This window comes from Pseudomonas sp. PICF141, assembly GCF_002286815.1.
Classification (GTDB): domain Bacteria; phylum Pseudomonadota; class Gammaproteobacteria; order Pseudomonadales; family Pseudomonadaceae; genus Aquipseudomonas.
Window position 1 is genome coordinate 84,863 of sequence record NZ_MUNM01000052.1, and the last position, 12,588, is coordinate 97,450.

General features: G+C 63.9%; 3 protein-coding genes. All 3 read left to right on the top strand.

The window, feature by feature from the left end:
- Positions 1-7: 7 nt before the first annotated feature.
- On the top strand, positions 8-1,054 hold the full coding sequence (locus BZL43_RS14555) for a TauD/TfdA family dioxygenase (protein WP_095632950.1): 1,047 nt from the start codon (positions 8-10) through the stop codon (positions 1,052-1,054).
- 112 nt (positions 1,055-1,166) lie between these two features.
- Positions 1,167-4,229, top strand: a complete 3,063-nt coding sequence (locus tag BZL43_RS14560; RefSeq protein ID WP_095632951.1) for an amino acid adenylation domain-containing protein — start codon at positions 1,167-1,169, stop codon at positions 4,227-4,229.
- Between the two features lie 52 nt (positions 4,230-4,281).
- The coding region (locus BZL43_RS14565) for a non-ribosomal peptide synthetase (protein ID WP_143517859.1) at positions 4,282-12,588 on the top strand (8,307 nt) is incomplete at its 3' end.

A 12,588-nucleotide genomic window follows, 5' to 3' on the forward strand; every position in this document is an offset into this window, starting at 1 on the left:
TGCCTTTATGTCTATCGTGCCCCCACAGTCTCGCGCCCTTGGCGGCGTGCGTCGCAAAGCCATGAACGTCTCGGAACAGCAACTGGTCAGCGAGCGCCTCCTGAGCCCGGACCACGCCTTGCCGCTGGTGATCGAACCGGCGGTCAGCGGCGTCGATCTGGTCGCCTGGGCGACCCGTGAACGCGAGTCCCTGGAGAAAAAACTGCTGCAATACGGCGCCCTGCTATTTCGCGGGTTCTCGGTGCTGTCCGTGGAGCAATTCGATCAGGTGATTGCCGCCCTCTCCCCTGGCGCACTGGAATACATGTTCCGTGCTTCGCCGCGCACGCGGGTCGGCGGCAACATCTACACCTCGACCGACTACCCGGCCGACCAGATGATTTTCCCCCACAACGAACATTCCTATTCGCCACGCTTCCCGCTGCGGCTGTTCTTCTACTGCCACATCCCGTCCGAGACCGGCGGCGAAACCCCCATCGGCTCGACCCGCGCGGTGAAGGCCAGCATCAGCCCCGAAATTGAAGCGCGGTTCCGTGAAAAAGGCGTGCTGTACGTGCGCAACTACGGCGACGGTTTCGGCCTGCCGTGGCAGACCGTGTTCCAGTCCGAAGACCGCAAAGAGGTGGAAACCTACTGCGCCAGCGTCGGCATCGAAGTGGAATGGAAAGAAAACAACCGCCTGCGTACCCGTCAGCGCGGGCCGGCGGTGGTGCGTCATCCGCGTACCGGTGAAGAAGTCTGGTTCAACCACGCGACCTTCTTCCACATCAGCACCTTGCCCCCGGCGATCCGCGATTCACTGCAAAGCAACTTCAACGACCTCGACCTGCCAACCAACACCTTTTATGGCGACGGCGAACCGATCGAACCGCAGGTACTGGAGTCGCTGCGAGCGGCCTACCTCGACTCGCTGGTGCGGTTCAGCTGGCAGCAGGGCGACGTGTTGTTCATCGACAACATGCTCGCGGTGCACGGTCGCGAACCCTTCACCGGCGAACGCGCAATCATGACCGGCATGGCCGAAGCCCTGCTGCAACGCGACGTCGCCGTCTGACCTTTCAAGGGCACATCCGCTGTTTGCAAGAGGCTCACCTGACAACCGGTCAGCGAGCCTCCGCACCTCTGCCATGGCCCAGGTTTAACCCCCATTTTTAGTCGAGTTGAACATGAGCGGACTCCAAGGTTTTCGTATTTCGCCGCAACAGGCCTCTGTATACCCCCACATCAACGGCGCGGCTGAACACCCCTTCAGTTGCCATTTGCAATGGTCACTGTGCCAACCGGTGGATCTGGATGCGCTGAACAACCGTCTGCTGGCGCTGATAGCCGACAGTGAAATCTTGCGCACACGCCTGATGCCGGTGCCAGGTTTGCGCCACCCGGTACAGGTGATTCACGACACCGGCGCGTTGCCTGCGGCGGTGCAGGATCTGCGTGAGCACAACCTCGCCGATCAGGACGCCACACTGGCCAGCCTTGCCGCACAGCCCCGTGACTGGACGACGCCACTGTCCGTGACGCTGGTGCGACTGTCGGACGAACAGTCGGTGCTGGACCTGGCCGCCGTCAGCAGCCACTTCGACCTCGCCAGCCTGCAACTGCTGGCCGCTGCGCTGCTGCAAGACGCTACCCCGGATCTGGCCGAAGCGCTGCAGTATGCCGATTACGCCGAGTGGCGCTGGAGCCTGACAGAAGACGAGCCGAACCATCCCGGCGTGAACTTCTGGAAACCGCTGAGCGAAACCGAACAGCCGGCCTTGCAGCTGTCGCTTGAATCCAGCAGCGGCGACGGGTTTGCCCCGGCGCGAGTGGATCTGGCCTTGCCCGCCGACCTCGCCCGCCACCCGGCCCTGACCTCGAACCTGATGCTGACCGCCTGGGCCGCCGTCCTCGGGCGCCTGGCCGGTCAGCAGCAAGTTCCAATCACCCTGGTCCATGAAAGCCGCGGCCCGGAACTGGAAAGCGCGTTGGGCTTGTTCGAGCAGTGCCTGCCGGTGCGCATCGATCTGGATGGCCAGGCGACGCTGCAAGAGCAAAGCCAACATGTCGCGGCCATGGTCGAGCGTACGGTTGGCTGGCAGGACTATTACACCCAGGACCTCAATGGCGGTTACGCCTTTGCCTGGCGTTCGGGCGATGCCCGGGAACATTTTGCCAGCGCCGTAATGAACCCGGCGAAGGCCTGCCTGAACGTCCGTCAATTGCCCGACAGCCTGTACGCCCATGTGGTTTACGACTGCCATGCATTAAGCGCCGACGCGGCGGCCTGCCTCGCCGAACAATGGCTGCAACTGTTGCTGGGCGCACTGGCCGAGCCGCCGCAAGCCTGGGCTCATCTGCCACTGAGCGGGCCGTTGCAAGCGCAGATTATCGACGCCCGACCGAACCTGCCGCTGATCGAACCGGTGACGTTGGTCGAGCTGATCGCCCGTCAGGTTCAGCGGCAGCCGAACGCCATCGCCCTCAGCGACAAGGACGGCGACTTGAGTTACGCCCGCCTCGATGCCTGCGCCACGCATCTGGCTCATCAACTGGTGGCGGCCGGTATCGGTGCAGGCGTGCCCGTAGGCATTCTGTTCGCCCGCAGCAACGCCGCCATTGTCGCCATGCTTGCGGTGTTGAAAGCCGGGGGCGCTTACGTACCGGTTGATCCGACCTACCCGGCGGATCGTCGCGCCTACATGCTCGCCGACAGCGCCATTGCGCACATCGTGGTCAGCGCGGAGTTAGCCGACAGCGTGCCCGCCACACTGCAACGCTTCGTGCTCGACGACCTGACGGCGCCCGAGTCCAGCGACCTGCCACCACTGCCCTTGCCAGGCGCGGACGACCTGGCGTATCTGATTTACACCTCAGGTTCCACCGGCGCACCGAAAGCCGTGGAAATCAGCCACAGTGCGTTGAGCTTCTCCACCCAGGTGCGCATGGCCTCCTATGAGACGCCGGTGCGCGCTTATTTGTTGTTGTCCTCGTTTGCCTTCGACAGCTCGGTCGCCGGGATTTTCTGGACACTGGCCCAGGGCGGGCGTCTGGTATTGCCGGCGACCGGCGAAGAACTGGAGATGTCCCGTCTGGCCCAGTTGATTGCCCGGCATCGGGTCAGTCACGGTCTGTCGCTGCCGTCGCTCTATCAAGCCCTGCTCGATCCACTGCAACGCGCCGAAAGTACCGACAGCCTCGAGTGCTGGATTGTTGCCGGTGAAGCCTGCCCGCCGTCGTTGATCGCCCAGCACAGCAAGACCTTGCCGAAGGCGCGACTGGTGAACGAATACGGCCCCACCGAAGCCACGGTCTGGGCCACTTATGAAGTGCTGGACCCGAGCCGGACATTGACCATTGGCCGGCCGATTGCCGGCATGGATCTGCGTGTGCTGAACGAACACGGCATCAGCAGCGGCATCGGCGAACCGGGGGAAATCGTTCTCGCCGGCCCGACCCTGGCCCGCGGTTATCGCAACAAACCCGAAGAAACCGCCAAAGCCTTCGTCACGCTCGCCGACGGCACCCGCGCCTACTGCACCGGCGACCTGGCCTGCTGGCTGGCGGACGGGCGCCTGGCATTCCTCGGCCGCAAAGACCATCAGGTCAAGTTGCGCGGCTACCGCATCGAACTCGGGGAAATCGAGCGTCAACTGTGCAGCCACAGCGACGTGCGCGAAGCCGCGGTGATCGTGCAAGAACACGCCGCCGGCAAGCGTCTGCTGGCTTACATCGTGGCCGCCCATGGTTATGCGCCGGACTCGGAAGCGATCAAGCGTTTCCTCGGTGAACGCCTGCCCTCGTACATGGTGCCGGCCCGGGTGCTGACCCTGACGACGTTCCCGCGCACCCCCAACGGCAAGCTCGACACTCGCCAGTTGCCCGACCCGGATCAGTTCGACGAAAGCGCCCACGTGGCGCCGCGCAATGCAATGGAAACCTCCCTGCAAGCCATCGTCGCCAAGGTCCTGAAACTGCCGACCGTGAGCGTCACCGAGAACTTTTTCGCCATTGGCGGCGATTCGATCCTGAGCCTGCAAGTGGTGGCCCAGGCCCACGAGCAAGGCATCGCGCTCTCGGCCAAGCATGTCTTCGAGCACCAGACCATCGCCGCCATGGCTGAAGTCGCCCAGCCCGTGACCGCCAACCGTGCGCAGCCTGAAGCCCAGAGCACCGAGTTCAGCGCCTCGGGCCTGTCCGATGACGAGATGCGGGCGCTGATGGCTGAACTCGACGAGAACGAATTTTGATCGGCTGCCCACCTCGCCACATCGTCGCCCCTTTTTTTGCAGGACGTTTTCAATGACCACCGAAAAAACCAGCAGCAATCCGATCGAAGACATTTACCCGCTGTCGCCGTTGCAGCAAGGGATGCTGTTCCACTCCCTGCTGCACGAAGATTCCGGTGTGTACCTGATGCAGGATCGCTACCGAATCGGCGGTGCCATTGATGAAGTGGCGTTCCTTGAGTCCTGGCGTCAGGTGGTGGCGCTGCACCCTTCCTTGCGCGCCAGTTTTCAGTGGAAAACCCAGAAGCAACCGGTGCAGGTGATCCATCGCGAGGTCAAGGTGCCGCTGGACACCCTCGACCTGCGCGGGCTCGCTGCGCACGAACAGGAAGCGCGGATTCGCACGCTGCTGGAAGACGAGCAGAAGGTCGGCTTCAACCTGTCGAAGCCGCCGCTGATTCGCTTCCGCCTGGTGCGGCTGGCCGATGAGTCCTACGAATTCATCCGCAGCTTCCACCACATCCTGATGGATGCCTGGTGTATTTCCCTGGTGACCGTGGACTTCCTCAAAGTCTACGAAGCGCTGTGCAACGATCGCACACCCGAACTCAAGAGCCCCCGGCCGTTCCGCGATTACATCCAGTGGCTGCAACGCCAGGATGCCGGCAAGGCCGAACAGTTCTGGCGCGGCCAGTTGCAAGGGCTGAATGCACCCACGCCCCTGACCGTCGATAACGGCGTGGCCCGTGATCGCTACACCGACGCGGTGCTGGTGGACGATCAATTGGTTCACCTGAACGAGCAGGAAACCCAGGCGCTGGCCGCGTTCTGCCGTAGCCGCCGAATCACCCCGAACACGTTTTTCCAGGGGGTCTGGTCGTTGCTGCTGTCGCGCTATAGCGGTCAACGGGACGTGCTGTTTGGCGTGACCGTGGCCGGGCGTCCGGCGGAGCTGACCGGCGTGGCAGAGATGATCGGTCTGTTCATCAATACCCTGCCGCTGCGGGTGTCGGTGGATCCCGAAGCATCGCTTGGCCAGTGGCTGAGCGCGCTGCAAGGGCTGAACGTCGACATGCGTGATTTTGAACACACGCCGCTGACCGACATCCAGGGCTGGAGCGATTTCCCCCGCGGCGAAACCCTGTTCGACAGCATCCTGGTGTTCGAAAACGCCCCGATCGACGAGCAGATTCTGGAAGGTGGATTCCAGTTCAGCCTCGAAGGCATGGATCACAGCGTGCATACCCACTACGGTTTGACCGTGGTGATCTTGCCCGGCGAGCAGCTGGGCATTCGCGTGTCCTACGACCGCGAGCGTTTCGAGGCGTCGACCATCCAGCGTTTGCTCGGCCATATCGCCAGCCTGGTGCGCGGCATGCTGGCCGCACCGGACGCGTCGCTGGGCAGTTTCGAGCTACTGGCTGTCGATGAGCGCCAGCAACTGTTGAGCGAGTGGGCCGTCAACCCTCACGACTTCCCGCTGGAGCAAAGTTACGCCGAACTGTTTGCCGCCCAAGTCGCCCAACGCGGCGGGCAGATTGCCGCGATCTGCGACGGTGAATCCCTGACCTACGCCGAGCTGGATCAGCGAGCCACTCGCCTGGCGCACGCCTTGCGCGACGCTGGTGCCGGTGAAGGTCAATTGGTCGCGCTGGTTGCCCCCCGTGGTCTGGCGCTGTTGACCATGATGATTGCCGTGTTCAAGGCTGGCGCCGCGATGCTGCCGCTTGAAGTCAATCATCCGCCGGAGCGCCTGCGGGAAATCCTCAGCCTGTCCCGGGCACCGTTGCTGATAGCCAGCGAAGGTTGCAATGCCCTGCTCGATCAGTTGCTCAGCGGCCTCGATCAGGCGCCCAAAGCCTTGTTGGCCGAAGCCTGCTGGACGTCCGGCAATGAAGCGCCGTTGCCACTGCTCGGCGGCCCGGACAGCCTGGCCTACGTGCTGTTCACCTCGGGTTCGACCGGTACGCCCAAAGGCGTGATGATCGAACAACGGGGCATGCTCAATAACATCTTCGGCAAAGTGCCGGCCCTGGGGCTGAACGCCGAAGACCGGATTCCACAGACCGCGTCGGTGGCCTTCGACATTTGTGTGTGGCAGTTCCTCGCCGCGCCAGTACTGGGCGCCACGGTGCACATCCTGCCGGACGACGTGGCGCACGACCCGCAACGCCTGCTGCAAGTGATCGCCAGCGAACGCCTCAACGTACTGGAAATTGTCCCAAGCCTGATGCGCACGCTACTCGCGCTGTGCCCGTGCGACCTGCAACTGCCCGACCTGCGCTGGGTGCTGCCCACCGGTGAAGCCCTGCCGCCGACCGTGGCCCGGGACTGGTTTGCGCGTTTCCCCGACATCGCCTTGATGAACGCCTACGGTCCGGCCGAATGCGCCGACGACGTGGCTTTCCAGCCGATCTTCGAAGCGCCGGACGTCAACGTCAACCACATGCCCATCGGCCAGCCGACCGCCAATAACCGTCTGTATGTGCTGGACGAATCCTTGCGGCCGGTGCCCGTTGGCGTTGCCGGGGAAATCTGTGTCGGTGGCGTCGGCGTCGGTCGCGGCTACCTGCACGATCCGCAGCGCACCGCTGATGCGTTCATCGACCATCCTCAGCTAGAAGGTCGCCTGTACCGCACCGGCGACCTCGGGCGCTGGCGTGCCGATGGCGTGATCGAATACCTCGGCCGCCGCGACCAGCAGGTGAAATTGCGTGGGCACCGGATCGAACTGACCGAAATCGAACACCGTCTGGCGCAGCACCCGAATGTGCGCGAAGCCGCGGTATTGCTGCGGGAAAACAGCGTCGGCGAAGCCTGGCTGGTGGCCTATTGGTCGGCCCACGACGACAGCGTGGGCAGCGACGGACTCAACGAACACCTGCGCGCACAATTGCCGCCCTACATGGTCCCGGCCGCATTCGTGTGCCTTGAGCGTTTGCCGCTGAACAACAATGGCAAGGTCGATCGCAAGGCGCTGGCCGCCCAGGAACTGGACTGGCAGGCCGACACCCTGGAAAGCATCGCGCCGCGCAATGAACTGGAAACCGCCGTGGCGAACGTCTGGGCCAACGTCCTGGGGCGCGACACGGTGGGCGTGGAAGACAACTTCTTCATCCTCGGCGGGCACTCGCTGCTGGCCACCCAGATCGTTGCGCGCCTGCGCAGCCATTTCAAACTCGACTTGCCGTTGCGAGTGCTGTTCGAACAACCGACAGTGGCACTGCTGGCCGTCGCCATCGCCGCCCGCCAGGCCGATGCCGCTGCACCGCAAGCCGCCATGATCAGCGCGCCGAAAGCCCAGCCGCGACCGGCGCTGCTGCCGCTGTCGTTCTCGCAACAGCGCCTGTGGTTCATCGAGCAACTGACACCCGGCACGACGCTGTTCAACATCCCGTTCGCCCTGCACCTCAAAGGTGAGCTCAACGTCCAGGCGCTGCACGCCAGCCTGAATGACTTGCTGGTGCGGCATGAAATCCTGCGCACCGGCATCCGCAGCACCGGCGGCGCACCCAGCCAGCACATCAGTGAATCGCTGAACATTGCATTGCCGTTCGAAGATTTGTCGGGTTTGGCCGCCACGGCTCGCGAAGGGGCGCAGTTCAACGCGTTGCAAGAAACCTTCGAGCAACCGTTCGACCTGACCTCGCCGCCGTTGCTGCGTGCGCGATTGCTGCGTGTCGCACCGGGTGAACACGTACTGGGCATCGCCCTGCATCACCTGGTCTCGGACGCCTGGTCAGCGACCATCGCCCTGCGCGAACTGGCCCTGGGTTATGAAGCCCGTTGCAACGGCGCCCCCGCCGAACTGCCGGCCTTGCCCGTGCAATACGCCGACTTCGCCCTGTGGCAGCGCGAGCACCTGCAAGGTGCCGAACTCAAGCGCCAACTCGATTACTGGACCACCACCCTGGACCGTCGCAACAGCGAAGGCAGCCCGTTGCTGGCCCTGCCCACCGACTATCCGCGGCCCTCGGTGCAGACCTACCGCGCCGGGATCGTGCAGCGTGAACTCAGCGCCGACCTCAGTGCCCGGGTGCAAGCCTTTGCCAGCCGTCTGGGCACCACACCGTTCACCGTGTTGTTCGCCGGGTTCGCGGTGTTGATGCACCGTTTGAGTGGCGATGCCACGGTGCTGATCGGCACCCCGGTCACCCATCGTGAACAACCGGGTACCGAAGGCCTGCTCGGCATTTTGCTGAACAATTTGGCGATCCGTGCCGACTTTGAGCCGCACGCGGATTTCACCGCGCTGGTGGGTCAGGTAGCCACACGTCTGCGCGAGGGTTTGCAGCATCAAGACCTGCCGTTCGAGCAATTGGTCGACAGCCTGCAACTGCCCCGCAGCCTCAGCCATGCACCGCTGTATCAAGTGATGGTCGCGCAGCAATTGGCCATGGAGTCGCGCTTGCGCTTTCCAGGGCTGGAATTCGAAGCGCTGGAGACCCCGCTCAAGCACTCCGAATGCGATCTGGATCTGCACGTGCTGTGCCCGGCCAATGCGCCGATTCAACTGGAGTTGATGTTTGCGCTGGACCTGTTCGCCGCCGACAGCGCCCGTCAGACCCTCGCTCGCCTGGAGCACTTGCTCGAACACATGCTCGCCGAACCGCAACGCCCGGTGGCCGCCCTGCCGCTGCTGATGGCCGCGGAATGGCAGCGCACCGTGGTCGAGTGGAACCGCACCGAGATGGAGGTGCCGCAGCACCTGACCTTCGCCCAGCTGTTTGAACAGCAGGCCGAGCGCACCCCGGATCGCGATGCGTTGTGCTTCGAAGGCCAAAGCCTGAGCTACGCCGAACTGAACCGTCGAGCCAACCAGGTGGCGCATTACCTGCGCAGTCGCGGCGTGGTCGCCAATCGCCCGGTGGCGCTGTGTGTCGAGCGTTCGCTGGAGTTGTTGATCGGTTTGCTGGGCATTCTCAAATCCGGTGGCGCCTATGTGCCGCTGGACCCGACCTACCCGGTGGATCGTCTGGCGTACATGCTTGAAGACGCGCAGCCGGCGCTGCTCCTCGGTCAGCAGGGTTTGCTGGAGCAATTGGGTGCCGAACTGCCGCGTCTGCGCCTGGACAGCGACGCTGCCCTGTTCGCCGATCAGCCAGACAACAACCTCGCGCCGCTGGCCGGGCCTGATGATCTGGCGTACATCATGTACACCTCCGGCTCGACCGGTAAGCCCAAGGGCACCCTGGTCACCAACGGCTCGGTGGTCAATCTGGCGTGGGCGCGCATCCATGGCCTGTATCGGCGCTATACCGATCAGCCGATGCGCACCAGCTTCAACTATTCGTTTGCCTTCGACAGCTCAGTCGCCGAGCTCATCCTGCTGCTCGATGGCCATAGCTTGTACCTGACCCCGGAAGAGGTGCGCTACGACCCCGAGGCCCTGGCGCAGTTTTTCCGTGAAACCCGTCTGCAAGCCTTCGAGTGCACCCCGGCGCAGCTCAAGGCCTTGCTTGAAAGCGACGGCGTACGCCGTGGCGAGGTGTACCTGCCGCGCTTCGTGCTGTTTGGTGGCGACGCGGTGGATGCACAACTTTGGCAGCGTCTGCCATCGATTGCCGGCAGCCGCTTCTTCAACACCTACGGCCCGACCGAATGCACCGTGGATGCAACCGGTTGTGCGGTGGATGACTTCCCGGCACGCCCGATCATCGGGCGGCCGATCGCCAACGTGCGCACCTACGTGCTCGATGCTTTTCTCAATCCGATGCCGGTCGGCGTTCCGGGGGAACTGCACATCGGCGGTGCCGGCGTAACCCTTGGCTACCTCAACCGCGCCGAGCAGAGCGCGAAGGTATTCATCGACGATCCATTCTCGCCGCTGGCGAATGCGCGCATGTACAAGTCCGGCGACCTGGTGCGCTGGCTACCCGACGGCCAGCTCGAATACCTGGGGCGCATGGACCATCAGGTGAAAATCCGTGGTTTCCGCGTCGAGCTGGGCGAAATCGAAGCCTTGATCGGTGCCCAGCCGGGCGTGCGTCAGGCGGTGGTGCTGGCCCGTGAGGACGTGCCCGGCGACAAGCGTCTGGTGGCGTATGTCACCTGCGACCAGCAGGTCGACATTAACGCCTGGCGCAAAACCATCGGCGCCGCCCTGCCCGATTACATGGTGCCGTCGGCATTTGTGCTGCTCGATGAATTGCCGCTGACCGACAATGGCAAGCTCAATCGCAAGGCCCTGCCAGCGCCGGACATTCAAGCGGCGCCAGACGCCCAGGACCCACCGCGTACCGTTGCCGAACAGCAACTCGCCGCCCTGTGGGCCGAGCTGCTGAACGTGCCGCTGACGCAGATCGGGCGCGACAGTCACTTCTTCTACCTCGGCGGTCATTCGCTGCTGGCGGCGGTGCTGTTTGCCCGTCTGCGCCAACAGTTCGCCACGGTTCCACCGCTGCGGGCAGTATTCGAACACCCCAGCCTTGACGCGTTGGCCGCGTTGCTGGGTGAGCCGCTGCAAACCCCGGCGGCGACTTTCGTCCCGGCGGCCCGCCCGACGCGCCTGCCATTGTCGTTCGAACAACAACGCTTGTGGTTCCTCGAACAACTGAGCGCGGGCGCTGGCGAATACAACGTGGTCAGCGCCGTGCAGTTCGACGGTGAGCTGAACACCCAGGCCTTGCAGTGCGCCCTGAACAGCGTGGTTCAACGCCATGAAATCCTGCGCAGCCGGATCGTGCGCGATACCGACGGCGAGTTGGCGCTGGTCATCGAACCTCAGGTCAATGTCACCTTGCGCGTGGCGACACTGGAAGCGGCCACCGACAGCACCTGGCAACAGCTGACCGATGAGACCATCCACGCCGAAACCGGGCAGCGTTTCGACCTGGCGACCCAAGTGCCAATCCGTGCCACGCTGATGCAACGCAGCGGTCGCGACCAGGCCTTGCTGTTGCTGACCGTGCACCATTGCGCCACCGACGATGCGTCCAGCCAGAACCTGTTGAATGAACTGGCGCAGTTCTACACCGCGCAAAGCCAAGGCACCGTCGCCGAACTGCCGAACCTGGCCCTGCAATACCCGGATTACGCGCTCTGGCAGCGCGAGCCAGGCCAACAGACAGTGTTCCGCAGCCAACTGGAGTACTGGCGTACGCAACTGGAAGACGGCAATTATCTGTTGGACCTGCCCACCGAACAGGGTCGTCCAAACCAGCTCGACTCTGCCGCCGGCGCGGTACAACTGCAACTGCCGCCAGAACTGGCGGGACGCTTGCGTCAGTTCGCCCAACAACGCGGTGCCACCCTGTACATGCTGATGCTCAGCGCGGCGCAGTTGTTGTTGGGGCGTTATGCCAACCAGCGCGACGTGCGGGTCGGCAGCCCGGTTTCCCAGCGTCCATTGGCCGAATTGCAGCCGCTGATTGGCTGCTTCGTCAACACCTTGGTGATGCGCGCCGACCTCGATCCGGCGCTGGATTTCGAAGGTTTGCTGAGCCAGGTGCGCAACCGCGTGCTGGATGCGCAGCAGCATCAAGACGTGCCGTTCGATCAGGTGGTCGAAAAACTCGCACCGGAACGCAGCCTTGGCCAGACACCCCTGTTCCAGGTGCTGTTCGTGATGCAGAACGCTGACGCGTCGGCCAGTCATTGGCCGCAGTTGCAAGTGCGCGAACGGGCGGTGACCGCCCAAGCCACCAAGTACGACCTGAACTGGGAAGTGCATGACGGTGAAGTGCTGTCGGTGTTGCTTGAATACCGCGCCGCACTGTTCAGCGAAACCACCGCCCGGCGTTGGCTGGCGCAATGGCAAGCGCTGCTGGAAACCATGCTCGAGGCGCCACAGACTCGCCTGGGTGACTGGTCACCGTTGGCGGCGTCTGAGCGTGAGCGTCAATTGGTCGAGTGGAACGCCACCGAACGTCACTACACCGGCCTGACCAACCTGCACACGGCGCTGAGCCAACAGGCTGCCCTCAGCCCCAACGCCCCGGCGCTGGTGTTCGACGGCCAGCGCCTGAGTTACGCCGAACTGGATCAGCGCGCGCAAACCGTTGCCCGCGCCTTGCGTGCGGCCGGAATCGGCCGCGAGGCCATTGTTCCGGTGTGCATGGAACGCTCCGTGGAAATGGTCGTCGCCCTGCTCGGCATCGTGCATGCCGGTGCCGCGTGGCTGCCGCTGGACCCGGAATTGCCGGCCGCGCGCCTGGCCTTCCTGATCGAGGACGCCGATGCGCCAGTCACCTTGACCCAGCCACAGTGGCGATCGAAGTTGCCGGCCGGGCACACCGCCTGGACCCTCGACGCCTTGCCCCAGGCGCCCGCGGGCGAACCACTGAGCGTTGAGGCGGGCGACCTGGCCTACGTGCTCTACACCTCCGGTTCCACCGGCCAACCCAAAGGCGTGATGAACGAACACGGCGCCTTGATGAAC

Coding starts and splice junctions, on each gene's coding strand:
- BZL43_RS14555 (WP_095632950.1), top strand. CDS start 8: ATGTCTATCGTGCCCCCACAGTCTCGCGCCCTTGGCGGCGTGCGTCGC.
- BZL43_RS14560 (WP_095632951.1), top strand. CDS start 1,167: ATGAGCGGACTCCAAGGTTTTCGTATTTCGCCGCAACAGGCCTCTGTA.